This is a genomic window from Paenibacillus sp. FSL M8-0142 (assembly GCF_038597315.1).
Classification (GTDB): domain Bacteria; phylum Bacillota; class Bacilli; order Paenibacillales; family Paenibacillaceae; genus Paenibacillus_AQ; species Paenibacillus_AQ lactis.
The window spans coordinates 4,535,347-4,560,064 of sequence record NZ_CP152008.1 but is presented as its reverse complement, the minus strand read 5'-3'; the positions used below and the strand labels follow the sequence as shown (position 1 = coordinate 4,560,064).

24 protein-coding genes are annotated in these 24,718 nt (G+C 51.3%); 19 read left to right on the top strand and 5 right to left on the bottom strand.

Annotated features, from left to right (window positions below):
- Positions 1 to 60: 60 nt before the first annotated feature.
- On the bottom strand, positions 61 to 1,986 hold the full coding sequence (locus tag NSQ46_RS21075) for a S8 family peptidase (RefSeq protein WP_210095263.1): 1,926 nt from the start codon (positions 1,984 to 1,986) through the stop codon (positions 61 to 63).
- Between the two features lie 256 nt (positions 1,987 to 2,242).
- Here NSQ46_RS21075 and NSQ46_RS21070 point away from each other — a divergent pair, with 256 nt between their 5' ends.
- The 6 genes from NSQ46_RS21070 to thiI all read left to right on the top strand — a co-directional run bounded on the left by NSQ46_RS21070 (position 2,243) and on the right by thiI (position 7,136).
- Positions 2,243 to 2,749, top strand: coding sequence for a YpuI family protein (locus NSQ46_RS21070; RefSeq protein WP_007129430.1), 507 nt, complete (start codon positions 2,243 to 2,245; stop codon positions 2,747 to 2,749).
- A 366-nt stretch (positions 2,750 to 3,115) separates the two neighbouring features.
- Entirely contained in the window at positions 3,116 to 3,271 is a 156-nt protein-coding gene (locus NSQ46_RS21065; RefSeq protein ID WP_342574577.1) for a DUF1540 domain-containing protein, read from the top strand.
- A gap of 122 nt (positions 3,272 to 3,393) precedes the next feature.
- Positions 3,394 to 3,729 carry a hypothetical protein gene (locus NSQ46_RS21060; protein WP_232239255.1) on the top strand — a complete coding sequence of 112 codons (336 nt, stop codon included), beginning with the start codon at positions 3,394 to 3,396 and terminating at the stop codon, positions 3,727 to 3,729.
- A gap of 157 nt (positions 3,730 to 3,886) precedes the next feature.
- Positions 3,887 to 4,579 (top strand): lytic transglycosylase domain-containing protein, encoded by a 693-nt coding sequence (locus NSQ46_RS21055; RefSeq protein WP_210095264.1) that lies wholly within the window; start codon positions 3,887 to 3,889, stop codon positions 4,577 to 4,579.
- Between the two features lie 161 nt (positions 4,580 to 4,740).
- On the top strand, positions 4,741 to 5,901 hold the full coding sequence (locus NSQ46_RS21050; protein ID WP_028404315.1) for a cysteine desulfurase family protein: 1,161 nt from the start codon (positions 4,741 to 4,743) through the stop codon (positions 5,899 to 5,901).
- Positions 5,898 to 7,136 (top strand): tRNA uracil 4-sulfurtransferase ThiI, encoded by a 1,239-nt coding sequence (gene thiI / locus NSQ46_RS21045; protein ID WP_007129435.1) that lies wholly within the window; start codon positions 5,898 to 5,900, stop codon positions 7,134 to 7,136. Before NSQ46_RS21050 ends, thiI begins: the two co-directional genes overlap by 4 nt.
- Before the next feature lie 204 nt (positions 7,137 to 7,340).
- On the opposite strand, the gene NSQ46_RS21040 is transcribed toward thiI, so the two are convergent.
- Positions 7,341 to 8,027 (bottom strand): TerC family protein, encoded by a 687-nt coding sequence (locus tag NSQ46_RS21040; RefSeq protein ID WP_007129436.1) that lies wholly within the window; start codon positions 8,025 to 8,027, stop codon positions 7,341 to 7,343.
- A 130-nt stretch (positions 8,028 to 8,157) separates the two neighbouring features.
- Here NSQ46_RS21040 and NSQ46_RS21035 point away from each other — a divergent pair, with 130 nt between their 5' ends.
- The 6 genes from NSQ46_RS21035 to NSQ46_RS21010 all read left to right on the top strand — a co-directional run bounded on the left by NSQ46_RS21035 (position 8,158) and on the right by NSQ46_RS21010 (position 13,541).
- Positions 8,158 to 8,823, top strand: coding sequence for a TerC family protein (locus tag NSQ46_RS21035; RefSeq protein WP_342574575.1), 666 nt, complete (start codon positions 8,158 to 8,160; stop codon positions 8,821 to 8,823).
- 237 nt (positions 8,824 to 9,060) lie between these two features.
- Positions 9,061 to 9,573: a hypothetical protein gene (locus NSQ46_RS21030; RefSeq protein ID WP_028404311.1), complete on the top strand. Its 513-nt coding sequence runs from the start codon at positions 9,061 to 9,063 to the stop codon at positions 9,571 to 9,573.
- 138 nt (positions 9,574 to 9,711) lie between these two features.
- The gene (gene typA / locus NSQ46_RS21025) at positions 9,712 to 11,553 is read left to right on the top strand and encodes a translational GTPase TypA (RefSeq protein ID WP_007129439.1); all 1,842 of its coding nucleotides are present in this window, start codon (positions 9,712 to 9,714) and stop codon (positions 11,551 to 11,553) included.
- A 47-nt stretch (positions 11,554 to 11,600) separates the two neighbouring features.
- Complete coding sequence (locus NSQ46_RS21020; protein ID WP_007129440.1) at positions 11,601 to 11,894, top strand: YlaH-like family protein; 294 nt, start codon at positions 11,601 to 11,603, stop codon at positions 11,892 to 11,894.
- A gap of 168 nt (positions 11,895 to 12,062) precedes the next feature.
- The gene (locus tag NSQ46_RS21015) at positions 12,063 to 13,166 is read left to right on the top strand and encodes an LCP family protein (protein ID WP_007129441.1); all 1,104 of its coding nucleotides are present in this window, start codon (positions 12,063 to 12,065) and stop codon (positions 13,164 to 13,166) included.
- Between the two features lie 75 nt (positions 13,167 to 13,241).
- Positions 13,242 to 13,541: a hypothetical protein gene (locus NSQ46_RS21010; protein WP_342574574.1), complete on the top strand. Its 300-nt coding sequence runs from the start codon at positions 13,242 to 13,244 to the stop codon at positions 13,539 to 13,541.
- A gap of 71 nt (positions 13,542 to 13,612) precedes the next feature.
- Here NSQ46_RS21010 and NSQ46_RS21005 read toward each other — a convergent pair whose 3' ends face one another.
- On the bottom strand, positions 13,613 to 14,281 hold the full coding sequence (locus tag NSQ46_RS21005; RefSeq protein ID WP_040738499.1) for a YhcN/YlaJ family sporulation lipoprotein: 669 nt from the start codon (positions 14,279 to 14,281) through the stop codon (positions 13,613 to 13,615).
- A gap of 117 nt (positions 14,282 to 14,398) precedes the next feature.
- Between NSQ46_RS21005 and NSQ46_RS21000 the strand changes: the two genes are divergently transcribed.
- A complete protein-coding gene (locus NSQ46_RS21000) occupies positions 14,399 to 15,730 on the top strand; it encodes a PhoH family protein (RefSeq protein WP_040738501.1) in 1,332 nt (443 codons plus the stop codon).
- 377 nt (positions 15,731 to 16,107) lie between these two features.
- Positions 16,108 to 17,367: an extracellular solute-binding protein gene (locus tag NSQ46_RS20995; protein WP_210095265.1), complete on the top strand. Its 1,260-nt coding sequence runs from the start codon at positions 16,108 to 16,110 to the stop codon at positions 17,365 to 17,367.
- A gap of 222 nt (positions 17,368 to 17,589) precedes the next feature.
- Here the strand turns inward: NSQ46_RS20995 and NSQ46_RS20990 are convergent, their stop codons facing one another.
- Together NSQ46_RS20990 and NSQ46_RS20985 are read right to left on the bottom strand one after the other, a co-directional pair.
- Positions 17,590 to 18,699, bottom strand: a complete 1,110-nt coding sequence (locus NSQ46_RS20990; protein WP_342574573.1) for a hypothetical protein — start codon at positions 18,697 to 18,699, stop codon at positions 17,590 to 17,592.
- A gap of 269 nt (positions 18,700 to 18,968) precedes the next feature.
- Positions 18,969 to 19,205: a DUF2626 domain-containing protein gene (locus tag NSQ46_RS20985; protein ID WP_007129447.1), complete on the bottom strand. Its 237-nt coding sequence runs from the start codon at positions 19,203 to 19,205 to the stop codon at positions 18,969 to 18,971.
- A gap of 343 nt (positions 19,206 to 19,548) precedes the next feature.
- Between NSQ46_RS20985 and NSQ46_RS20980 the strand changes: the two genes are divergently transcribed.
- The 5 genes from NSQ46_RS20980 (at position 19,549) to NSQ46_RS20960 (ending at position 24,717) form a co-directional block, all read left to right on the top strand.
- A complete protein-coding gene (locus tag NSQ46_RS20980) occupies positions 19,549 to 20,199 on the top strand; it encodes an RsfA family transcriptional regulator (RefSeq protein WP_342574572.1) in 651 nt (216 codons plus the stop codon).
- A 152-nt stretch (positions 20,200 to 20,351) separates the two neighbouring features.
- On the top strand, positions 20,352 to 21,311 hold the full coding sequence (locus NSQ46_RS20975) for a 2-dehydropantoate 2-reductase (RefSeq protein ID WP_210095267.1): 960 nt from the start codon (positions 20,352 to 20,354) through the stop codon (positions 21,309 to 21,311).
- Positions 21,312 to 21,324: 13 nt separating this feature from the next.
- On the top strand, positions 21,325 to 21,711 hold the full coding sequence (locus tag NSQ46_RS20970; protein WP_007129450.1) for a DUF3397 domain-containing protein: 387 nt from the start codon (positions 21,325 to 21,327) through the stop codon (positions 21,709 to 21,711).
- Positions 21,712 to 21,859: 148 nt separating this feature from the next.
- Positions 21,860 to 23,521 (top strand): peptide ABC transporter substrate-binding protein, encoded by a 1,662-nt coding sequence (locus tag NSQ46_RS20965; RefSeq protein WP_007129451.1) that lies wholly within the window; start codon positions 21,860 to 21,862, stop codon positions 23,519 to 23,521.
- A gap of 263 nt (positions 23,522 to 23,784) precedes the next feature.
- Entirely contained in the window at positions 23,785 to 24,717 is a 933-nt protein-coding gene (locus NSQ46_RS20960; protein ID WP_007129452.1) for an ABC transporter permease, read from the top strand.
- Position 24,718: the final 1 nt, after the last annotated feature.

The following is a 24,718-nucleotide window of genomic DNA, read 5'->3' as shown; positions in this document are numbered from 1 at the left end:
TGGCCGCTAACAGACGCTTCGACCAACCCCTGCGGGTCCTTTATATCAGGTGCAGACAGTTTATTTCTTCGTTCCGCCGAGCTTCCGAAGCTCGTCTTCGAGATGGCGGAGCGCCTGGCTCGGCCACATTTGGAGCGGGACCTCGGAATTGCCGGCTGCCTTTAGCGATTGGAAAATATCGATCTGGCCATGACCGTAATATTTGTCCTTTCCTTTATCCCCCAGATCAACGGCATGGTTGATCATGAGGTCCATGACCTCCTGGTTGGTCAGCTCGGGGTTCAGGGAACGGATTAGGCCCGCCATGGCAGCCGCATGCGGACTGGCCATCGAAGTTCCCGAGAGCGCGGCGTACTGATTGCCCGGAAAGGTGCTGGCGATATTCGTGCCGGGAGCCGATACGTCGATGTAATCGCCGTAGTTCGAATATTCGGCACGCTTTTGGTCTGCATCGATGGCAGCAACGGCCAGCACCTCCGGATAAGCGGCCGGGTAGCCTGGACGCTCGGTATTGTCGTTGCCGGAGGCGGCTACAAGCACAACGTCACGATCATAGGCGTATTTTACAGCATCGTGCAGAAATTGCGAATCGGCATAATTGCCGAGGCTCATATTAATGACCTTGGCCCCGTGGTCGGTTGCCCATATAATGCCTTCGGCGACGGCATAGGTTGTACCTGAACCTGTGCCGTCAAGTGCTTTGACCGGCATGATCTTATTGTACCAGCTGACGCCGGCAACGCCCTCGCCGTTGTTGACAAGTGCGGCGATAATACCGGCTACATGCGTTCCGTGACCGACATCGTCCTGAGGCTTCGCCTCCTTGTCCACGATGTTGTAGCCTTCGACCAGCTGTCCGTCCAGATCGGTATGGGCCAGATCTACGCCGGTGTCGATCACCGCGATGATCACATCCTCGCTCCCTTTGGATATATCCCAGCCGCGGTTCGTCTCGATGACCGGCAGATTCCACTGATACTCAGAGAAGAGCAGATCATTCGGGATGTTAACCTGACCGTCGGGACCTTCGGGCATGGACTCCGAGGCTGCGCCGGATTTAGCCTGCCGGTCATTGGTTAAATAAATATAGTGGGGCTCGGTGTAGTTAATTCTCCACCGTCTTTCGAAATAGCTACGGAGTCTGTTGTAGTCCATCTGTTTGGAACGAAATACATAGGCATAGCCAAGTTTGCGGGAGGATTCGGCAGAGATATCACGCTCGATGCGGCTGAGGTCCTCCTTTGTCGGTTCAGACTTAAACGACACCACGATTTCGTTCTCGTAATAATGGCTGGCCTTTTCGTTGTCATGCCCAGTCTTGACGGTAATGTCCGATAACGTATCCGCGTGAATCGATTCGACCTTGAATTTCCCCTCCTTCGGATAGGGAATCATGCGAAGATTTCGCTTTTGGTGGTTGGACACCTCATGCAGCACCGCTTGATTCACCAGGGCAGCGGCGCCATGCTTGCCGTCCTTGGAGGGCTCGGCCACAACGAAGTAAGGCTTCCCGGCCGCGTAGAATTTCGGGGAATCGTAAGGCTTACCCTGCTTTAGCTTCTGCAGCGCCATCTGGAAATGGTGGGCGATCAAAGCTTTATCCTTTTTACTCATAGGCGGCAGCTTTCCGTTAATTTCCGTGCTTTGGTTGTTCCGGAGCTGATACCATCTAACCTGCTCGAAATGCTGATGGGATTTTTGCTCCTTGAGGGCATAGGATTTCACTTGCCCGGCGTTGCGCAGTTTATCGTTGTTCAGCATCGCCCGCAAATGCCCCTTCGCATCAACCCGGTTCAATCGGTCGGTTGATTCGATATCGCTGAGCAGGGTCATATGCTTCGCTTTATGCTCGCCCTGAGGCTTCAGCGGCTGCGGGGGCTGTGCGGTCTGGCCGGGCTCCTTGGAGCCTGGAATGAACAGGAGCACCAGAAGCACTCCCAGAACCGACCCTGCAGCGATCCAAGTCCACAGTTGACGTGATTTCACATGTATTCCTCCTCACCGCCTAAGACGGATTTGATATGGTTAGCGTGGGAAATGGGCACCTATTTTATTCGCGGTGAGGGGCTTGTGAAAAGTGGAAGAACTTGCGCAAAGGGGCGCACCATAAATATCCTTGTAAGTGCATTCAGAAGGGATTTCGCTCTCTCCAAATTTGTGTTAGGATAGTACATATTAGTACGACCGTTAGCGTCCAAGGTTATTAGCCTGGCGGTCACACCATTAAGGGGGATCTATCGTAATGCCAGCAGACAATCTTCAGAAATTATGTTCGGAGTCCAGAGACAAGTTGAAATCTGCTATTTCGATTATGGAAGCGTTTTTGAACGAGTATGCTTTACCGCAGCTGGTCGAGGAACGCGATGAAGAGACCGTACATTTTTATAAGGGATTTCTGTCCGATGTTCGTCATCTGCTCGTATTTTCAGAAGTTTCGTATGAGAAGCTTGGCGTTGTGCAGCGTCGCCCTAATTTTGATGCCGATTTTGCCGAGAAGGCTTTGTATAATGTGTACCACCGCTGCGTAAACAGCTTTTTTTATCCGGTCAACGAAAGCTACTCCGAAGACGGCCGTTATGCCTACACCGGTCAGGACGCGATTCGTTTCCGGAAGAAGCCGGTGCGCCCGGCACGCGACGTTATTATGAACATTACGAAGATCTACGAAGAGCTCCGTGACGATCTGGCTTATTACGAGAGTGATTATTTGACGGAGCGCCGGATGCATTCCGAGAAGAGCCACGCCTAAACATAAGATGCTGCAAGCCTGAACGCCATTCCTTGGTTGATGAAGCATCCTTAACCTGACAAAGAGCTGCCCCTATGTAGTTTTTCTACAGCGGGGGACGGCTCTTTTTTTGACCCTTCAGATCAAGCATTGATGCTGATCTTGCTTCGTAATTTTGGATTTCGTCCGCGGGTAAATTCGCGATGAAATGAATACCTTGACGAAAGCCGAGGCGCCTTCGTCCTGACACCAACTGACAGTCGTAACGGTGCATACCGCCGCTGAACTCAGGAAAAAATGTTGACGAGGTGATGCTAAATGGCCAACGAAGCCAAACCATTAGTGAAATGCAGTGTAAGCAATTGTCATTATTGGGGAGAACAAAACGTGTGCAAAGCCGAAATGATCATGATCGAAATTGACCGCCATGCTCACATGAAGCTGAATGAGGAATACGGGGCAGAGGCGTATACGAATGACCACCAGGATGTTGCGGACAAATCCTCCGAAACCTGCTGCTTGACCTTCAAGCCTCGGGCATAATGCTTCGGGACTACCGCAGGAATGATCTATGGTCTCATCCTTAAAATTTGGCAGCTGTCCGCTCTTTAAGATTATTCAATCAGGAGGTGTATGCTTTGGATAAGAAACAGGGACGAAACAAGATGAAAGTGGTCAATGGAAAACGAAGCCGCGTAGATTTTCCGCGCAAGGATCACCGGGAGGAATATGCGGCTGAGGTTGCCCCTCCAAGCGACGTTACCGTCAAGCGCACCGATGATGCCGGCAGGGAGGCGACTGCCGGCCGGACCGCCGGATATGTCGGGCTCGGGATCGGCATCCTTTCCTTGTTCATGTGGTCTGTTATTTTGGGGCCGATTGCGGCTGTAGTCGGTTACTACGCTTACAATAAAGGAAGCAGAACGACCGGCGCATGGTCGATCGGTCTTGGCATTCTGGCAACGATCAGTTATTTTATTCTGATTCCGTTCGCCAGATAAATCTTAGGCCGCTTAAACAGGAGCAACACTGGGCGAATCCATCCGGGAAACAAGGGGATTCGTCTTTTTTTGTCGAATAGGCCTAGCAGATTGTTCCAAAGCCATGGTAGAATAGGACCAGAACATTGAATTTTACGGAGGAAAGTGAGTTAGAACCATGCAAATTGATCCGATTCTCTGGTCGCAGAGCGCGACCAATGTGCAGCGGATGCACACCGGCTCGGGGGAGGCCGTGTCAGGGTTTAGCGATGTGCTGAGCCAGCTGTTGACGGAGGAGCCGACAACCGTGCCGCAAGGCCGAACGATAAGCGCGCTGCCGCCCGGCGTGACTTGGGAGGACGGTTTGCTGTGGCAGCAGCTCGGGCCTGTCAGCGAAACGCACGCGGATATTGGGACTCAGGATTATTCAATCGAGGATACGGGATCTACCGTCAAGACAAGCTTTGAGGATTTAATCGCCGCGGCAGGGGAACGCTATGGTGTACCGGTCTCATTGATCAAAGCCGTGATTGACGCGGAGTCCTCCTTCAATCCCGATGCGGTTTCATCGGCCGGCGCCAAAGGATTGATGCAGCTTATGGACGGTACCGCACGGGGCCTTGGTGTAAGCAATCCGTTCGACCCGGCGCAAAATATTGAGGGCGGCACGAAGTATTTGGCCAATCTGCTTCAGCGTTTCGGCGGGGAGCTGGCGATGGTGCTGGCCGCCTACAATGCGGGTCCAACCCGAATTGCGGGGCTTGGGGTTTCGAGCGACGAGGAGCTCATGTCCATGCTTCATGTCCTCCCGAAAGAGACCCAGGCCTACATCGGCAAAGTAATGAATGCACGCACGAAGTATATGGCGTAACGAAGATGGAATCATCACGCTCGCTCGCTTGAGGATCAAACGGTAAGCTTAAGGATGTCCGATTCATGGACGGCGGCTTTACCGTTTGATCTTTTTGTGTAAATATAAAAGTCTGGGTTACAATGAATTGCCGTTAGTGGGTATGGAAAGGGGATATGACCTTGATATATTGGGATCACGCCGCTACGACGCCTCCATTGGAGCAGGTGGTGGATACGATGTCCGAGATTATGAAGATGCATTACGCGAACCCGTCAGCCCTTCATCGCTCAGGCGAGGCCGCCGGGAAGCTTCTGAAGCGCGCAAGAGAGGTGTGTGCGGCCGCGCTGCAGGTGCAGCCCGGTGAGATCGTCCTGACTTCGGGGGCAACGGAAAGCAACAATATGGCGATTAAGGGTGCAGCGATGAAGTATCGCAGCAGAGGACAGCATATCATTACGACAGGAACCGAGCATCCCTCCGTATACGAATGCTGCAAGCAGCTCGAATCTCTGGGCTGGGAGGTTACCTATCTGCCGGTGGATGCGGAGGGCATTGTCGATCTGGCTGCGCTGGCGGCAGCCATACGGAAAGATACGGTGCTTGTAAGCATCATGCATGTCAACAACGAAATGGGAGCCATCTCCCCGCTTGCCGATATCGGCCGGATCGTGAAGGAGCGGAATCCGCGAACATTGCTGCATGTGGACGGCGTTCAAGGCTTCGGAAAGCTCCCGGTTGAGCTGTCCGCATGGCAGGCTGACCTGTACAGCTTGTCCGCACATAAATTCAACGGTCCAAGAGGAATGGGCCTGCTGTACGTAAAACAGGGTGTACAGCTGTTTCCGATTCTGTCGGGCGGATCGCAAGAAAGCGGCCACCGGGCCGGTACCGAAAATGTTGCCGGTGCCGTCGCGATGTCCAAGGCGATGCGACTTGCACAGGAGGGCCAGCCTGAATTGCATGCCCGCTTGACCGAAATCAGGGATATCCTGCTTCGCGAAATTCGCCAAATCCCGGGACTGGAGCTGAACAGCAGCGAACGGAGCGCGCCGCATATCGTTCATTTCTCCTGTCCGGGATTGAAGCCGGAAGTGATGGTGCATGCCTTGGAAGAGCTCGGGATGCTCGTGTCGACCAAGTCGGCATGCTCCTCCAAATTAAGCGAGCCGAGCCGGGTGCTGCTCGCCATGGGCAAGGATGCGGCCCATGCATCCTCGGGTATCCGCATCAGCCTCGGCAAGGAGCATCAGCCTGAGGATGCGGCTTCTTTGGCGCAGGCGCTCCGCGTGGTGTGCGGCAAGCTGCGCCCGATTATGGAAAGAGAGGGACAACGAGAATGACATACGATATGCTGCTGCTTCGCTTCGGCGAATTTACGTTAAAAGGAAAAAACCGCAGCCGGTTCGAGAGATCGGTGCATAACCATATCAAGAGCGTGCTGCGGCCGTTTCCCAAGGCGAACATCATTAAGGAATACGGCAGGTTGTACGTGGAACTGAACGGGGAGTCCCCAGAGGCGCTTGCCGGAGCGCTTAAGAAGGTATTCGGCCTCGTATCGATCAGCCCCGTCCGAGTATGCCCCTCCGAGCTGGACAGCATTATCAAGACCGCTGTTGAATTTGTAGGGCAGAAGGTATTGACGAAGGAGACAACCTTTAAAGTGACCGCCAGACGGGTGTGGAAGCCATTCCCCCACTCCTCCCAGGAGATGAATCATCTGGTCGGCTCCCCGCTGCTGCGGGCCTACCCTCAGTTGAAGGTTCAGGTCAAGAATCCGGAGATCGAGCTACGGATTGAGATTCGGCAAGAAAGAACCTATCTGTTCTATGAGGTGATCCCGGGTGTCGGCGGATTTCCGCTCGGAACGAACGGCAAAGCGATGCTGCTCTTGTCCGGCGGAATCGACAGTCCGGTGGCCGGTTGGGAGGCAATGCGCCGAGGGCTTGAAATTCAGTGCGTTCATTTTTACAGCTACCCTTACACAAGCCAACTCGCCAAGGAGAAAGTCATGGAATTGACCAGGATTTTATCCGGGTATGCCGGCAGGCTGAAGCTCCATCTCGTTCCGTTTACGGATGTGCAGACGTCCTTCGTCGGGATCGGGCAGGATAATCTGATCATCACCCTCATGCGCAGGGCCATGCTGAGAATAGCGACCACCCTTGCAGAGAAGGAGGGGGCGCTTGCGATTGTTACCGGGGACAGCCTGGGCCAGGTAGCGAGCCAGACGCTGGCGAGCATGAACGTCATCGGCCGGGCGACCGACCTGCCGATTCTGCGTCCGCTTGTTACATCCGATAAGAACGAGATTATTCGGACGGCGATTGATATCGGCACATATGAAACGTCCATTCTTCCTTATGAGGACTGCTGTACGCTGTTTGTTCCCAAATCCCCGACAACCAATCCGAACCTGCATGTCGTGGAGAGAGTGGAGGCATCGTTAGAGCATATGGCTGCAAGAATTGAGGCGGCCGTGGCCGGAACCGAGACGCTGATCATTAAACCTGACACGAACATCAGCGCCGGTTCTTCGAATGATGACGGGGCGGTTGTTAACGAGGACTGGTTCTAGGGCTGCAGGTGGTTTTGTGTTTCAGCAGCTCAGCTGTTGGAGTCAGCATGGTTATCATGGGGACCGCTGCGGGCTCCCGCCACATATACGAAAAAAAGCAAGCGGCTAAGGCCTTCCTTGGCTGCTTGCTTTTTTTGACTTTGGAGGGTTTTTGGCCACCGTGGGTTTAAACTTCTGTAAGGTCGCCTCTTCTGCAACCGAAAACTAGGACATCGTTGACGATTGCCGTTGCTGCGACTTTTTCTTCAGATGGCCTGCCGTAAGCACTCCAACGATAATGAGGGCAATGAACAGATATTTGATGATCTGATGGCCTTCAAAATAAGCATGGAAGTGCTTCTCGTCGGTAATCATGGACGAAGCCGTGTAGGCGAGTACGGCCGAGCCGAGGTAAATAATCCATGGAAAACGGTTGATCAGTTTAATAAAAAGGGTACTGCCCCATACCACGATCGGTACGCTGATCAACAGCCCGATCGTAACCAGCACCATATTGTGCTTGGAAGCGCCCGCTACAGCGATGACGTTGTCCAGACCCATGGCGGCATCCGCCACGATGATGGTGCGTATGGCAGAGCCCAGGCTTTTTCCTGCCTTAATATCGTTATGGTCGCTGTTATCATCGGTCAGCAGCTTGTACGCAATGCCGATCAAAAGAATGCCCCCAACCAGCAGGAGCCAAGGAATATTGAGCAGCCAGACAACGAGAATGGTGGCTATAATCCGGAGCACGACGGCTCCGCCCGTTCCGTATATGATCGCCTTCTTCTGGGTGGTCGGCGGAAGATTCCTTGCCGCGAGCCCAATGACGATGGCGTTGTCTCCGGCTAGAATGAGATCGAGAAAAACGATGTTGATTAGGGCCAGAAAAAATTCGGCGGTGGTTTCCATGAATGTCACTCCTCTTCGTATACGGTTCCACAATAACAGAAAGCCGATTCATTATATGCCTATTTTTCCGGTTGTGCAAGCATAGCCTGGCCACCTGACTCATATGTGTTAGAGTGGGGGTGTGACATGCATGGAGACGATGCTTCTGCTTGGACAAATTCTAATGATCAATCTGGTATTAAGCGGCGACAACGCACTGGTTATAGCCATGGCCAGCAAGGATCTTCCCGATAAACACCGCAAGCGGGCCGTATGGATCGGAACCGTTGCGGCTGTCCTGATGAGATGCGTGCTGACCCTGGCAGCGGTATTGCTGCTGAAGATCCCCTTTCTGCAGGCTGGAGGCGCCCTGCTCCTCGTTTGGCTCGCTATCAAGCTGATGGCCCCTAAAACGGACGATGACGTTTCGATATCCGTTTCGCTTACGCTCTGGTCGGCAATCAATACGATCCTGGTAGCTGATTTTGTGATGAGCCTGGACAATGTGCTCGCGATTGCCGGTTTGGCTAACGGCGATTTGGCATTGATCGCGATCGGCATATTACTGAGTATTCCAATCGTGGTTTGGGGGAGCGGCTTGATTTCTTCGATGCTTCATAAGTTTCCGCTCCTGCTGTATATCGGGGCAGGGATATTGGCTTTTACCGCAGGGGAAATGCTGACGCAGGACGCGCGTGTCGGCTTGCTGCTCGCCTACTGGCTGCCGCACGGCCACAACCTGATCCCGATATTTCTTGCGGGCGCCGTCATCCTGATCGGCGGTATGCAGACAATGGGCAAGAGGCATAGAGCCTAGCGTTGGTGGATGTAAAGGTTGAATCGGCTTGCGAAAGCACGAATAACGATGGGTGACGGGTCCGGTAATGGACCGTCATCCATTTTTTTGTTGAAAACCGCGAATCTGGTTAATATTTAAATGGAACAAGCTCGGGATATAGTTTTTTTTGTCGGTTTGGGCTAAAATTAACGTATCGAACGACTAATAAAACACGCTGATGTAATGAATGATACATACTGAAGAGAGGGTGATCAGATGTCCTCAAGAAAAGATTTGGCGCTGGGCTTGTTCATCGTCGGGGCCGGAGTTGTCATATTCCTTGGAAAACTCGGCGTATTCGGCTTTCTAGGCCGAACGTTATGGCCGCTGATCGTGCTGCTGCCGGGCATATTTCTGCATTTTCTGTATTTCAGCCGCCGTGCGACGGCCGGCATTCTTATTCCAGGCGGGATCTTGACCGTATATGGTCTGCTGTTCCTGATCTGCAACTTTGCAGGATGGGGGCTCATGTCATCCTTGTGGCCGATCTTGATTTTGGGCGTAGGGGTCGGCTTGTTTGAATATTATTTGTTTGAAATTCCGCGGCCGGGAGGAGCGCTTCCGATTGCGCTCGGACTAACCGCGCTGTCTGTGCTTATCCTCTTCTTTACATGGCTGTCGTCTGCGGCACTCTACATTATCGCATTTTTGTTGATTGCTTCAGGCGTATGGATGATTGTCAGGCGGAATAGCTCGGGACGAAACAATAAGTGGAGTCGGGGATGGTAAGTATTATTGGAAGTTTTCTGAAAAGACTTGATTTCACCATTCGTTTCCCTATATTATTAGGAGTATGTTGAAGCGTCGGCATGTCGTCCGGCGCTTTCTTTGTGGCTCATTCGAACAGAAGGGATTTGAGATACATTTATGCAATCAAGAGATCAGATTCGCAACATTGCCATTATTGCACACGTTGACCATGGCAAAACAACACTTGTAGACCAGCTGCTGAAGCAATCCGGTATTTTCCGGGAGCATGAGACGCTGCAGGAGCGCGCGATGGACTCCAACGACCTGGAGCGCGAACGCGGGATTACCATCTTGGCCAAAAATACGGCTATCACGTATAAAGATTATCTGATCAATATTGTAGATACACCGGGACACGCCGATTTCGGCGGTGAAGTGGAACGGATCATGAAAATGGTTGACGGCGTTCTGCTCGTCGTCGATGCCTATGAAGGCTGCATGCCTCAAACCAAATTTGTGCTCGGCAAAGCGCTCGCACATAATTTGACGCCAATCGTCGTTGTTAACAAAATCGACCGTCCGGCCGCCCGTCCGGCTGAAGTTATCGATGAAGTGCTTGATCTGTTCATCGAGCTCGGCGCAAACGACGATCAACTCGATTTTCCGGTCGTTTATGCATCGGGCTTGAACGGAACCTCAAGCAAGGATCCGGACAAGCAGGATGACAATATGCTCGCCATGTACGAAACGATCATCGAGCACATTCCTTCCCCAACGGAGAAAGTGGACGAGCCGCTTCAGTTCCTCGTTACCTTGATGGATTACAACGAATACCTGGGCCGCATCGCGATTGGCCGCGTGAACCGCGGCATTATCAAGCAGGGACAATCCGTTACGGTCATCATGCGCGACGGATCAAGCAAGAATGCCCGGATCGAGAAGCTGTTCGGCTTCCAAGGCTTGAAGCGGATCGAGGTTTCGGAAGCCGGCGCAGGCGATATCGTTGCCATTGCCGGTATCAAGGATATCAACATCGGAGAGACGATCGCCGATCCTCAGCATCCGGAGGCACTGCCGGTGCTGAAAATCGATGAACCGACACTCCAAATGACATTCCTCGTGAACAACAGTCCTTTCGCCGGACGTGAAGGCAAATGGGTAACGTCCCGCAAGCTGCGCGACCGGCTGTTCAAAGAGCTTGAGACTGACGTCAGCTTGAGAGTGGAAGAAACCGACAGCCCGGATGCATATATCGTCTCCGGACGCGGTGAGCTCCATCTTGGCATCTTGATCGAGAACATGCGCCGTGAAGGCTACGAGCTTCAAGTATCCAAGCCGGAAGTTATCGTCCGCGAAATCGACGGCGTCAAAATGGAGCCGATCGAACGCTTGATGATCGACGTGCCGGAAGAAAGCATGGGTGCGGTCATGGAAAGCCTTGGAACACGCAAGGCAGAAATGGTGAATATGGTGAACAGCGGCAACGGACAGGTTCGATTGGAATTCCTGATCCCGGCCCGCGGATTGATTGGATACCGCACCCATTTCTTGACGCTGACTCGCGGCTACGGCGTGATGAACCACGCATTTGACAGCTATGGCCCGCTAGTGGGCGGCCAGGTCGGCGGACGCCACCAAGGCGTGCTCGTATCGACGGAGAACGGAACGTCGACCTTCTATGGCATGCTGTCTGTAGAAGATCGCGGAACACTGTTCCTTGAGCCGGGTACTGAAATTTATGAGGGCATGATCGTCGGGGAGCATACCCGTGACAATGACATCGTCGTTAACATCTGTAAGGAAAAGCAGCTGACGAACGTCCGCTCCGCAACGAAGGACGACACGGTGAAGCTGAAGACGCCTCGCATCTTCTCTTTGGAGCAGGCGCTCGAATATCTGAATGATGACGAATATTGCGAAATTACGCCGAAGTCTGTGCGTCTGCGGAAGAAGATCTTGAACAAGAGCGAACGCGAGCGTGCAGAAAAACATCGTAAAATGGCGCAAGCGAATCTATAATAGAGAATATGCTAAAGATTACTTGTCCTTAAAGGAGTGAGCCTGTCATGCAGGAATGGTTGGCCGCGCATCCGCTCATCTCGTATATTTTGATCTTTGTGATGATTACCTACGTGTACAACAAGGTGTTTCGGGTTAAACAGAAGCTCCCCTTGCTTAAGGAGATTCTGTTGTACTTCCTGATGCTGCTCGGATCGGCTATTCTGCTCGTGTTCCAAATCGATAAGCTGCCGATCATCCAATGTCTGCTTGTAGCGGTCGCCTTGATGTTCATGGTTCGGATACGCTATTTTGTGGAGGAACGCCAGAAGAAAAAGACGCAGGCGGAATCCAAATCGTAAAAAACGAGTGAACATTCGCGCGATTTTACGCTGATTTCGGCAACCTTTTGTCAGTCCCCGTCGTTTAATAAGAGAGAGAAGTAACCCATGGTCCGATGAATGCTCAGTCCTAAGGTCTGAGCGTTCATCGGACATTCATCTAATTTGAATGAAATCAGGTGCAATGATATGAATTCTAATCATACCAATCTCCCTCCAAGATCAAAAAGCGGGGGGAAGGGCAAGAAAACCTCTGCTCCAAAGCGAAAAAAAAGCGGTGTAAAAACATTTTTTAAAACGATTCTGATTATTTTACTGATCGCAATCCTATCCGCCGCAGGCTATGCAGGATTTTTGTTCTTTAAAGGCAATGAAGTTATCGAGAAGAGCGGAATCGACAAGCCGGTGCCTCCAGGGCAATCCGCCAAGGAAAAGCCGATCACGATGCTGCTTCTCGGAACGGACTACCGTCCGAAAACCGGAACTTATTTGACGGATGTTGTCATGGTGGTTTCGATGCATCCCGATACGAATACGGCGACGCTGGTATCGCTCCCAAGGGATACGCTCATCGAGCTTGAAGGATATGTGCCGAACAAGCTGAACTCGTATTATCCGAAGTTCAAAGCTGCCTTCAACAAGGCCGAGAAGAAGCAGCCGGGCAGCGGAATTAAGCCTGAGGATGAGATGAAGGTCATGATGAGCAAATACATGGGAGTGAACATCGATTACGTTACCGTGATCGATTTCCAGGGCTTCCGTGATATTGTTGATACCTTTGGCGGCGTTGACGTCAACGTAAAATACAATATGTGCCACAGGGACTCCGCCGATGGCACGGATATCAACCTGAAGGCAGGCCCGCAGAAGCTGGACGGCGCTAAGGCGCTGGATTATGTACGCTACCGGAAATCGATGAACTGCAACCCGAAAACCAAGGAATCCAACGATTTCGACCGCAATGCCCGTCAGAGCGAGGTGCTCCACTCCTTGCTGGACCGCATGAAGTCTTTAGGCGGGGTTACCAAGGTCGGCAACGCGCTGGATGCGGTATCGGACAATATGATCACCGATCTGGAGCAGGATCAGATCCGCAACCTGATCGCAACGTATTATGATATTAAGAAGGATGATGTACGGTTTATGCCGGTGACCGGCGAATGGCGAAGCCCGAATGTGTATATCAGTTCGGCTGAGCTCGAGAAGGCGAAGCAAGCGCTGCAGGAGGAGCTGGCCGGCAATCATAAAGCCGGGACAGCAGGGGAAGAAGGTACAACTCCTGTCTCACCGTGACAATTGAAGGCAAGTTTTACCGTGTGATATAATACAATGTAACAGATGGAGATCATTGTACAGGAGGCCTTATTTATGTCCTACCCAATGATGCACACGACACGCGCGCCGATCCGGCTTGATCAGGCTGCTGAAGCAGCTTGGGGATTTGTGCGGTCAACTTCCATCCGTATATACTCCGCAGAAGACGGCATCTGCTCCGTTTCGAAGCTCCTTCCGCCGCATGGGTCGGAATTGGATATCGAAACGGGCGGATTTTCGCTGCCGTTTCTTGAATACGCTGGCCGTTCTCCTCGATCGGCGGTTTTACTGAAGAAGGGGAAGCTATGGCCATGTAAAAAGCCCAGTGGGATTTCACTGGGCTTTTTTGTATGAAAAATGTGGAGTCTTGGCGGACAAACACGGATCTTCGTCCTAGTCTCGAATCGATTGCCGTCATGAAATGTCTATCTGCTGCGGTTGGTGTTTTGCGGTGCATTCCCTTGAGGACTGTTCGGCTGTACCGTTCGTCCTCCGTGATCTTGGGCATTACCGTTTCTAGGCGTGACATCTTTAGGCAGCTGCGGAATGATGCGTCCGACGATATCGGCAAGCTCGCTGGCCAGTCCGGCTATCGGGTGACCCTCCTGAATATGTCGGCCAAGATCGGCAATGCGGTTGGTAATGTCCAAATCGGCTGTAACGAGCGCGTTGGCTCCGGCAGGATCCTTCTGTAGAGCTTCGGCGACCGTGTATTTGATGGTACCCACTTCAGCACGGTCGAGATTTCCATCGACATTTAGTCCCACAACGGCCGTATTGCCCATGACCACACAATTGGCATTCTTGACGCCTGGTACACTTTCGGCCAACGCTTTCAAATGATTAGCGGTCGACGTATCCACACGCGCATTACCTTGGGTATTGTCAGCCGCGTCCCCCCTGTTCGTGATACCCGGGCCCCAGCCATCTACATTGTTGGTGGCAAGGCCTCTGTTACCATTCAAGCTCTGGGCTGTCGTGTTATTCGTCTGTCCATTCGTTTGATTACGAGGAGAGGGTGATGCATTGTTATTGGCAGTCCCGCAGCCTGCGAGAAGCACCATCGTCAGCACTAGGGATAGAGCAGCTTTCATATGAATCTGTCCTTTCGTCGTAAATTTCATTCGATTACTCCAGAGGCTAAGCTTATTATGTCCGGGACGAAATGGTTTAATGTGTACCTGATGATGAAGAAGCAGTGGAGGGATAAGATGAGTAAAATTTTTGTGCTGGATACGAACGTACTGCTGCATGATCCTCAATCCATTTATGCTTTTGAGGAGCATGAGGTCATCATTCCTGCGGTGGTTCTTGAGGAGATCGATTCGAAGAAGCGTAATGCCGATGAGATCGGCCGAAATGCCCGCACCGTGTCCCGGCTGTTGGATGGATTACGGGAACGGGGGCACCTGCATGACGGGGTGCTTCTGGAGAATGGCGGGACACTGAAGGTTGAGCTGAATCATCGCAGCTTCGTCAAGGTACAAGAACTGTTTAGTGAGGCTACCAACGACAATCGAATTTTGGCTGTCGCGTTAAATTATAAATTGGAGGAGGAACCGAAGGAGGACGGCAAGGCTGTCGTGCTCGTCAGCAAGGACGTATTGGTCCGGATCAAGGCGGATGTGCTTGGATTAACGACACAGGACTACTTGTCCGACCGGACGGCCGATCCGAGCGAATTGTTTCCCGGATATTCGACGATCAAGGTACACCCGTCGGTCATCGACGAGTTTTACAGCTACCGTTATCTTCCGATCAAACCGCTGCAGCTGCCTTATTTGTTGTACCCGCACGAATTCGTCATTTTGAAGGATGAAATGGGCTCGGCCAAGTCGGCATTGCTTCGCGTCAATGAGGATGCTACACGGCTTGAGCCGCTGCACTTGAGCAATGAACCGGTATGGGGAATAAGCGCCCGCAATGCCCAGCAGCGAATGGCGATCGAGCTGCTGCTTAACGACGATATCCCGCTCGTGACGATCACGGGGAAGGCGGGAACAGGGAAAACATTGCTGGCGCTTGCAGCCGGTCTGTCCAAAGTCGAGGATGAGCACCGATATAAAAAGCTGCTGATTGCCCGGCCTGTCGTTCCGATGGGCAAGGATATCGGTTATTTGCCCGGCGAGAAGGAAGATAAGCTGAGACCTTGGATGCAGCCGATATATGATAATCTGGAATTTTTGTTCGATACCAAGAAATCGGGCGATATCGATAAAATACTCATGGGGCTCGGCAGTATTCAGGTCGAAGCGTTGACTTACATTCGCGGCCGGTCCATTCCAGGGCAATTCATTATTGTGGATGAAGCGCAAAACTTATCGCGGCACGAAGTCAAGACCATTGTGTCTAGGGCCGGAGAAGGAAGCAAAGTCATTCTTATGGGAGATCCGGAGCAGATCGATCATCCGTATCTGGATGCGGTGAGCAATGGCCTGACCTATGTGGTAGAGCGGTTTAAGCAGGAGCGCCTGAGCGGTCATATCACATTAACGAAGGGCGAGCGTTCCAAGCTGGCCCAACTGGCGGCAGATTTGCTGTAGCTGATATTTCCCGAGAAATAAAGAAAAAGGGAACAAACGGCATCTCATATTTGAAAAAGGGGCGGTTCGGAAATCTTTATCATTTCCGGACCGTCTTTTCTAATATCTTCCGCAGCACTTGGGTGCGGTGCAAGAAGGGATCCCTCACTCTTGCTTGTATTGGGTTCATGCCGTATAGAGACTCCGGGGCAGTGAGCTTGCTTAATGCGTTCTGCATTCACTTGACAACATACTATACAGCTGCGCAGGGTACGGTTTCGTATAGTTCTATCTGTCTGTTCTTGCAAACCGGTGGTATAATCTATAAATGAGATAGGACAAGAGCACTAGAGGTTTGGTAAAATAAGGGCAAGTGGCTAAAGGAGTGAAGTGGGGATATGAAACGGAAAAAATATTGGTTCCTCTTTGCGGTCTTATTATTGTCTTTATCCAGTTTATCTCCCAGCTTCGACTTCACTCATTATACCAAGCGGGAGCCGCCCGGAGATGAGCCGATTCCGCCCGAACAGCGGCCGGAAACGCCGGAAGCCGACCAGGGCCCGATTCAGGTCGGGGTTCAGTTAAGCGGCGCCGAGCTGAGGAAGCTGAATGAGCTGAACGAACAGTTTATGCAGGAGTACGGCGCCGAGGTTAAGATAGTTCCTCTGGAATCGAATGATCCAGACGGGGAGGAATCCCTGGATTCCTTTATGATGCAGTTGAGCCTGGGAGAAGGGCCAGATATCCTTTTGACAGATTCGCATTATATAAAAGCGCTTGCAATGAACGGTTATTTGCTCCCGGTCGATGCCTCCCAAGCGGTTATGCCGGACGGCGAGGCCTTGAATGGCCTGCTCACGCCGCTGCAGTGGAACGGCTACCAATGGGGCTTGCCTTTCGACATCGATCCCTATGTCATGGTCTGGAACGGGCAAGGGAAGGACGAACCCTCCAAGAAGCTGCCCCGAAGCCGGAAAGAATGGAAAGAATATTTCGGCGTACATACATCCGGTGCGGTGCTGTCCTTTGACTTAAGGGACCCCTACGCCTTTGCAGCTGCGGTTCACCTCATGGAAGGAGATCCGTCCAGTCCGGATCGGGATGTTCTGGACTTGCTGCTGCGGGGCATCAGACCTGCTTCGGAGTCAATGAGCGGCGAGCAGCAGGTTCCCGGGGAAAATTCGGAACCGAGTGACGAGCCGGGAACCGTTCAGATCGGGCCCTATTCAGCCTTTGTCGATCAAGACACCGACGGTAGGACTCTTGCTCTCGCGATGGGGAATAATCATCCAAAGTCCCCTGTCGTTCGCACACGATGTCTTGCCGTAGCGGCCCAAACGGAATCTTCCGCACTCGCCATGAAATGGATAACGTACATGACGGAAAAAGAGCAGCAGCGCGAATGGAGCAAGTCGGCAGGAACGCTGCCTGTTTTGTCAGAGCTTTACGTGACCAGCAGTCACTTGCTTCATGACCAAGGCATCTGGCAAAAGGCCGCCGTTCCGGTTCAGCTGCTGCTTGCGGAGAACGAAGCTTCGGTGCTCGATTTTGGGGAGCCGGTGAACTTCCAGGCCTATGCCGAATCGGCCCGGAGCCTGTTGAGCGGAGAAATAACCATGGAGAAGTACCTGGAGCTGCATCCTCCTGAGGCGAAGTGAAACGCATAATTAGGATCAGCACGTCAAACAGCTGCCTGGAACGTTAGATTGCGAATGTTCCGGGCAGCTGTTTTTTTGTTCATCCTATGTAGTGGATAATAGAGGCGTCAATCTAATGGCAGTTAATCCATACAGCCTTAAAGATGATAGTGACCGGGGGGCGGGACTATCGGTACTGCGCTTAATTGCAGTGGTTTCTTAAGTTAAACAAGCTATAGCAAGCTATAAATCCAGCTCCATCGTAACCATGAGCCTCTGATTGGCGCTTGAAACCTCTGTTGCTTTCAGAAAGGACACCAGCTGTTTCGGATAGAAGTTCATGTCGAATTCTTCCTGGAGCGCCTGGCGCGTTGTGTCCGGCAGCTCGATCCGGTTGAATACAAGCTTGTCGACATGGAACATAATGGCGTTCTGCGGATCTTCGACAACCGTATACCGGCCTTCGATCAAAAGGGATAAATTGCCGCTTTCTCCGGATGCAATCACTTTGCCGTCATTGAAATGAAATGCGAACGAGTTGAAGAGCTCGTCCTCGGACCGGAGGAAGGCATTAAGCTCATCTTCATGAATGTTTATCGTATACACTTTCCCGTTTGTCTTCAATATGTTCTTGCTGCCCTGAACGAAATCCGGAAGATTCTCCATTGCGTTTGCCAGGGCCCGGAAATGGCGTTTCACCTCGTAGAGGCCGACGTTCTCCCAATATAAAGTAAACTCCTCAATCAGCTTTTTCATGGCTTCAGGATTGCTGCTTGTCGATACGGCGCTGTCCACCTGCTTCTCCAGCGCAAGCACACGTTCCCGCTGCCTGACCAGATTATCCTTCACTTCAACAAGCGCCGATGCATTCCGAGCGGCCTCAGCCTTGGAGGAGGCAAGCTCCTGATATTGGTTGTTATAGGCCGTTAACACGTCCCGGTCATTCTGAATGATCAAATCGTAAAAATCCAGTACACGGAAAAACCCGGCCAAGCTTTTAGCAGATAACAGCATGTAATATAACTGCTCGCGCTCGCCCATGTAATAGGAACGCAGCACAGCTCCGGCGCGCTCCTGGCGGTCACGAATCGTCAGCTCCAATTCTCCGATCTTCCCTTGAAGCTCGTCCTGCAGCGCTTCAAGCTCCACAATCCGGCTCGAAATCCGGGAAATCTCCTCATCGATCTCGACAATGGACAGACTGTCCTGCAAGATGCGGCGCGCCTCTTCCGAGTCCGGCATGACGGGGCTTGCATCCTGCTCGGAGTAAATCGCTGGAGTAAACATGAAACAGAACAACAGAAGCAGCGTGAGCATGAACGGGAGGATCGGCGTTTTTAATCGTTCAATCAACAGGAGTCCTCCTTGAATGGTTGTTTAGACGAAAGGAATCCGTCCGCTGTCCCTTCATTGTTAACCAATATATGATGATGACGTTATAAATATCAACCTTTTGGAAACTGAAAAAAAACGACCCGCAGCAAATGCTCCGGATCGCTTTTTTTTAAAGACACTGTTCACGAATCGCAAGGAAATCATCCGCACCCGTCCGCTTAGCCGGGTTGTCCAAGTTCAAGCGCCAGCGGGAGCGGATATTCGCCTGCTTGGTTTGTTGGCATTCATTAGAGCGGCTTGCCCATAACGAAGACCGTCCAGTAGCTGAAGCCTGTGAAGGTCACGATCATATAAGCCCAGAAGAGAAGAATATAGGTTCTCTCCGTGAATTTCAAATATCCCAGGATCACGAAAAATGCCGTCTGCAGGAAGAACAGCAGAGCCATTTCAATAAGATCACCGGCGAAGGCCATCAACCCGATCGTTAGGGTAAAAAAGCCCAGCACTCGAAACATCCGTGCCACGATATATCCTCCTCTCGTATGTACGCACATAATGCCGCTATTCCCATTATAGCGTTACGGGAAAATGGTGTAAACGCCTAACTCAAGAAAAACCTGCTTTATTTTTATTATGTGCCGAGAAGGCTTCGAAATAATCAGGAAGTTTTTCTAAGGTTTCGCACCATTTCCCCGCTCAAGCGTATGATCTGTAATCAAAATGGAAATACATTTTAGTATCAAATAGATTCTATGAACTCTATGAGAGGCATAGGAATGAATTAAGCAGTTTTTATACCCTATTCAGCAGCCGATTTACGGTATTGAAGACGGTTATTTTAGGATGTCGTTAGGAGGGTTTTATGGTATGTCAGCAGTAAGACAGGATGCTTGGAGCGCAGAGGATGATCTGATTTTAGCGGAGGTGACCCTGCGCCATATTCGGGAGGGCAGCACCCAATTGGCTGCCTTTGAGGAAGTAGGGGAGCGGATCGGCCGCACTTCGGCCGCCTGCGGATTTCGATGGAACAGCTGTGTGCGCAAAAAATACGAGGAAGCAATCAGCTTGGCGAAATCCCAGCGCCAGAAAAGAAGTTATTATAAGAAGCAGTCGCCGCTTAGCGGCCCGCAGGTTGCAGGCGTAGCTGCCCAGGAACTGGAACAGGAAGCCTATAAAAACGACGGAGCCACGGAAGAAACGCTGTCCATTGATGCCGTCATCCGTTTCCTTCGTCAATGGAAGGGCGGGTTGCAGGAAAGCTCACGCCAGTATAAGCTGCTGGAGAAAAATCTGCGCGAGAAAGAGGAAGAGCTTGCAAGACTTCGCAGCGAGAATGAGCGTCTCTTGAAGGAAGTCAGTGAAGTGAAAACCGATTACCATGTCGTCAATGATGACTATAAGGCGCTGATCCAGATCATGGATCGGGCGCGAAGACTGGCATTCCTGAATGAAGAGGACGAGGAGCTGAAAACTCGCTTCAAAATGGACGCCAACGGAAATCTGGAACGAATCGAATAGAAACAGGCTAGACATCCAGTGCCTAGCAGCCGTAACCCGCATTAGTGCATTTCATGCGCTTTGGCGGGTTATTTGTGCGTATATGAATTCTTTCTGATATATACTAGAGCTAGTACAGCATTTTGTTATTTCTAGCGATGATGGAGGTAAGGATGAACATACATATTTTGGGGGCCGGTTCCTTGGGCCTGTTATATGCCGCCAAGCTTGCGGCAGCCGGAAATGACATCACATTATGGTGCCGCGGCGCTCAGCAGGCGGAGAGAATCGGGACAGAGGGGATATCATTGGATAATACGGCCGGCGAACGGACGCTGGTCCAGCCGGACCGGATCAAGGCGTATCCGCTGTCTGCCTTTGCGGCTCGGGGCGGGGCGGAAGGAGCAGATGTTCTTTTTCTTATGTTAAAACAGCAGGGCATCGAGGATATGGCAAAGCAAGTGCTTCTTCCGTTCGGGCATGCGAAACGCCGGTTGATTTGCTTTCAAAACGGAACAGGCCATATGGAGCTTCTTAACCGCTACCTTCCGGCCTGGGAGCTTTACGCAGCGATAACGACGGAGGGCGCCAAGCGTACGGGTCCGGCCTCGGTGCTTCATGCAGGACATGGAACGACGACGATCGGGAGGCTGCCTCAAGCTGAGGGGTCCAGTGGGCAGGAGCAGGAAGACGAAGCCGAAATCGAGCTGGTGAAACAGCTTAACCGTGCAGGATTCGAGTCGTTTTTGTCGAAAGAAATGGAAGAGATGATCTACCGGAAGCTGCTCATGAATGCTGTCATCAATCCGCTGACGGCTTTGTGGCGGGTTCGAAACGGAGAGCTGCTGGCCTCGCCGCAGCGGGTGGCGATCATGAGGGCGCTTTACGATGAAGGAATGGCGGTATATAAGGCGGGTAATATCCCGTGCGGGAGCCATTTATGGGAGCAGATCGAGCAAGTCTGCCGGTCTACCTCGGACAACACCTCCTCGATGCTGAAGGATGTTCTCGAGGGACGCACGACGGAAGCGGCCTGGATTAACGGAAGTATCGTCCGCATGGGCAGAAGATATAGAGTAGCTACACCACACCACGAGCTCATTTTACAGCTTATTGAGGGAATGACTATATAGGAGGTACGATAGTATGGGTTTCTTGAACAATCTGCTCTTTTGGTTGAGTGTAATTCCATTCATTCCGTTTTTCCTGGTATACTTCATCGTCATTCGAAAGGGGAACAGCCGTAAGCAGGCGATTGAGCTCGCCATGGATGTGACGACCTTCTTTTTGATATTCTCGGTTTCGGCTTTGTTTAACATTATATTCCAGTCAAAATTTGGTTTTTATCTGGTTTTGCTCCTGCTGCTCATTGCGGCAGGGTTGATCGGGAGTGCGCAAAACCGCTGGAAGGGCCGGGTCAATGGGAAGAGACTCGTCAGGGCGGTGTGGCGCCTGGGGTTTGTCGCCTTAAGCGCTGGATACTTACTTTTTACATTTTTTGGACTGCTTACATACATAATTAAGGTTACATAGGGACAACTTAATCGTTAAGATAACACTTGGGGAATCTGCCAGATCTAGGATCAGGCAGATTTTTCAATTTTCTGATTTATGGATTTTTTTGACCACTGGTTGTATAATCGATAAGCATATACCTATTTTATGAGGGGGATAACGCAAGATGAAGAAACACAAGAAACTGCTGCTTCTCATGACACTGATTCTTGCCTTCAGTTCAGTGTTGGCCGCATGCGGAGCTGACAAGAATGATCAAAGTGCCAACAGCGGAACAGGGAACAAGCCGAAAGAACAAGTCTTTCGCATGAACCTTGCCTCCGACCCTCCGACATTGGATCCAGGATTGTCCCAGGACAATACATCGAATACGGTTATCAACGCTGTGTTTGAAGGTCTGGTTCGCAAAGGTGCCGACGGCACGGAAGAACCTGGCGTAGCGGAAAAATGGGACATCTCCGAAGATGGCCTCAAATATGTTTTCACCCTTCGCAAGGACGCCAAATGGAGCAACGGCGATCCGGTAACGGCCAAGGATTTCGAATTCGCGTGGAAGCGCGTGCTCGATCCTAACTTTACTCCTGCATCCCCTTACGCTTACCAGCTGTACTACATCAAGAACGCTGAAGCGTATAACAAAGGAGAAATGAAAGACGCTAACGAAGTCGGTGTAAAAGCAACCGATGACTACACGCTGGAAGTAACGCTGGAGAACCCGACGCCATACTTCCTGAGCCTCATGTCCTTCCAAACGTATTTCCCGGTTCATAAATCCGTTGAAGGCAACGCTTCTTGGGCGACGAAACCGGATACGTTGATCGGCAATGGTCCGTTCAAAGTTTCACAAATGACGAAGGGCCAAAAGATCGAGCTTGTGAAGAACGACCAGTATTGGGACAAAGCTTCCATCAAGCTTGAGAAAGTACAAATGAGCATCGTTAACAGCTCTGCGACCGAGCTTGCAAGCTACCGTAACGACGAGCTGGATTATGCCGGACATCCGACAGGAAACATTCCGACAGACCAGCTGAATGCGGTGAAGAAAGAGCTTGGCGATGAGCTTGTGATCAAGGGGATCGCCTCGACGTACTTCTATATCTTCAATACAACGGAAGAACCGTTTGATAACGTAAACATTCGTAAAGCCTTTGCGATGGCAATCGACCGCAAGGCGATCGTAGAGAAAATTACGCAAGGCGGACAGCTCCCGGCTTACGGCTTCGTTCCTCCGGGCATTAAAGGCGAGAAGGATGAATACCGTAAAGAAGTTCCGGACAACTACTTCAATGAGAATCTGGAAGAAGCGAAGAAGCTGCTCGAACAAGGCATGAAGGAAAAAGGCTATACGACTTTGCCGGAGGTTACGCTGATCCACAACTCCGATGACAACCACAAGAAGATTGCGCTGGCCATCGCGGATATGTGGAAGAACAACCTTGGCGTAACGGTTAAGGTTCAAAACCAAGAGTGGGGCGTATTCTTGAAGAACCGCACGGATCTCAACTACCAAATTGCACGTTCCGGATGGGGAGCCGACTACAACGACCCGATGACCTATATCGACATGTGGACATCGACCGGCGGCAACAACGATACCGGCTTCAAGAGCGAAGAGTATGACAAGCTTGTCAAGGAAGCTTATGCTACCAGCGACAATGCGAAGCGCATGGAATTGATGTCTCAAGCGGAGAAGATTCTCGTTCAGGACAACCAGGTTGTTATGCCGATCTACTACTACTCTAGCGTTTCCCTGGTTAAACCTTGGGTGAAGAACCTCCATCTTGATTATAAAGGCGATATCGATTTCACACGTGCGTATATCGAGTAGTCTTCTGTAATTCCTTTATAAAAGTGCATGTTCAAAAAGTCGGTTTAAAAGACGACTTTTTGAACAACCTCTAAAAGGTTGCAGTTCGGGATATATATGTGGGGCTTCTAACACCTCATATATATCCCGATTTTTTGTATGAGCGCCCGGTTACCAAATCCTGTGTCCCTTGGTGAAACTTATTGGATGCTCATTTGATTAGGGAAGACTACAATGAAATAGACGGCTTGGTATAGAACAACAGGAGCAGGAGGACGACAAGAATGCTGAGGTATGTGGCGAGTAAGTTTTTTTACATGCTTGTATCCTTGTTCATACTGATCTCAGCCACTTTTTTTCTTATGAAGGCCATACCGGGAGATCCGTTTATGGGAGAGAAAAAACCATCGCCTGAAATCTTGGCGAGGCTGATGGAGCAGTATGATTTGGATAAACCGGTTTTTCAACAATACACGAAATATTTAGGTAATATCATTCAAGGTGATTTCGGTTTGTCTATGAAGCATCAGGGGCAATCGGTCACCGATATTATAGTAGATACGTTCGGACCTTCGCTTCGGTTGGGTCTGATCGCGATTGTCGTCTCCGTAATCGTCGGTGTACTGCTGGGGATGCTGGCAGCACTTTATCACCGGAAGCTGATTGACAATCTAGCGATGATTATCTCGGTTCTCGGGATCGCGGTTCCGAGCTTCGTCCTGGCATCCATGCTGCAGTTCGTATTGGCGGAGAAAGCCGGCCTGTTCAATGTCATGGGCTTTGACGGTCCGCTCGATTATGTCCTGCCTGTCATGGCTTTGTCCGCACAGCCGATCGCGTTTATCGCCCGTTTGACACGCTCCAGCATGCTGGAAGTGCTTCATTCGGATTATATCAAGACAGCAAAAGCCAAAGGACTTAACTGGTTTGCAATCATGTTCCGCCATGTCATCCGCAACGGCATCCTGCCGGTGGTTACGTATGTCGGTCCAATGACTGCCAATATCATTACCGGTTCTGTCGTTATCGAGCAAATTTTTGGTATCGGCGGCATCGGCAAGCAGTTTGTGGAGAGCATTACGAACCGTGACTATACGGTGATCATGGGGATTACGATTTTCTACGGCATCCTGCTGATGCTGGCGCGTTTTGTTACAGACATCGTATACGTATTTGTGGATCCGCGCATTAAACTATCCGGCGGGAAGGAGGGGTAAA

What these genes read in the sequence shown, in the direction of transcription:
- NSQ46_RS21010 (WP_342574574.1), top strand. Translation starts at nt 13,242, where the DNA reads ATGTCCTACCCAATGATGCACACGACACGCGCGCCGATCCGGCTTGAT.
- typA (WP_007129439.1), top strand. Translation starts at nt 9,712, where the DNA reads ATGCAATCAAGAGATCAGATTCGCAACATTGCCATTATTGCACACGTT.
- thiI (WP_007129435.1), top strand. Translation starts at nt 5,898, where the DNA reads ATGACATACGATATGCTGCTGCTTCGCTTCGGCGAATTTACGTTAAAA.
- NSQ46_RS21055 (WP_210095264.1), top strand. Translation starts at nt 3,887, where the DNA reads ATGCAAATTGATCCGATTCTCTGGTCGCAGAGCGCGACCAATGTGCAG.
- NSQ46_RS21020 (WP_007129440.1), top strand. Translation starts at nt 11,601, where the DNA reads ATGCAGGAATGGTTGGCCGCGCATCCGCTCATCTCGTATATTTTGATC.
- NSQ46_RS21040 (WP_007129436.1), bottom strand. Translation starts at nt 8,027, where the DNA reads ATGGAAACCACCGCCGAATTTTTTCTGGCCCTAATCAACATCGTTTTT.
- NSQ46_RS20980 (WP_342574572.1), top strand. Translation starts at nt 19,549, where the DNA reads ATGTCAGCAGTAAGACAGGATGCTTGGAGCGCAGAGGATGATCTGATT.
- NSQ46_RS21030 (WP_028404311.1), top strand. Translation starts at nt 9,061, where the DNA reads ATGTCCTCAAGAAAAGATTTGGCGCTGGGCTTGTTCATCGTCGGGGCC.
- NSQ46_RS20975 (WP_210095267.1), top strand. Translation starts at nt 20,352, where the DNA reads ATGAACATACATATTTTGGGGGCCGGTTCCTTGGGCCTGTTATATGCC.
- NSQ46_RS21035 (WP_342574575.1), top strand. Translation starts at nt 8,158, where the DNA reads ATGGAGACGATGCTTCTGCTTGGACAAATTCTAATGATCAATCTGGTA.
- NSQ46_RS21000 (WP_040738501.1), top strand. Translation starts at nt 14,399, where the DNA reads ATGAGTAAAATTTTTGTGCTGGATACGAACGTACTGCTGCATGATCCT.
- NSQ46_RS20995 (WP_210095265.1), top strand. Translation starts at nt 16,108, where the DNA reads ATGAAACGGAAAAAATATTGGTTCCTCTTTGCGGTCTTATTATTGTCT.
- NSQ46_RS20965 (WP_007129451.1), top strand. Translation starts at nt 21,860, where the DNA reads ATGAAGAAACACAAGAAACTGCTGCTTCTCATGACACTGATTCTTGCC.
- NSQ46_RS21070 (WP_007129430.1), top strand. Translation starts at nt 2,243, where the DNA reads ATGCCAGCAGACAATCTTCAGAAATTATGTTCGGAGTCCAGAGACAAG.
- NSQ46_RS21015 (WP_007129441.1), top strand. Translation starts at nt 12,063, where the DNA reads ATGAATTCTAATCATACCAATCTCCCTCCAAGATCAAAAAGCGGGGGG.
- NSQ46_RS21060 (WP_232239255.1), top strand. Translation starts at nt 3,394, where the DNA reads ATGAAAGTGGTCAATGGAAAACGAAGCCGCGTAGATTTTCCGCGCAAG.
- NSQ46_RS21005 (WP_040738499.1), bottom strand. Translation starts at nt 14,281, where the DNA reads ATGAAAGCTGCTCTATCCCTAGTGCTGACGATGGTGCTTCTCGCAGGC.
- NSQ46_RS20970 (WP_007129450.1), top strand. Translation starts at nt 21,325, where the DNA reads ATGGGTTTCTTGAACAATCTGCTCTTTTGGTTGAGTGTAATTCCATTC.
- NSQ46_RS20960 (WP_007129452.1), top strand. Translation starts at nt 23,785, where the DNA reads ATGCTGAGGTATGTGGCGAGTAAGTTTTTTTACATGCTTGTATCCTTG.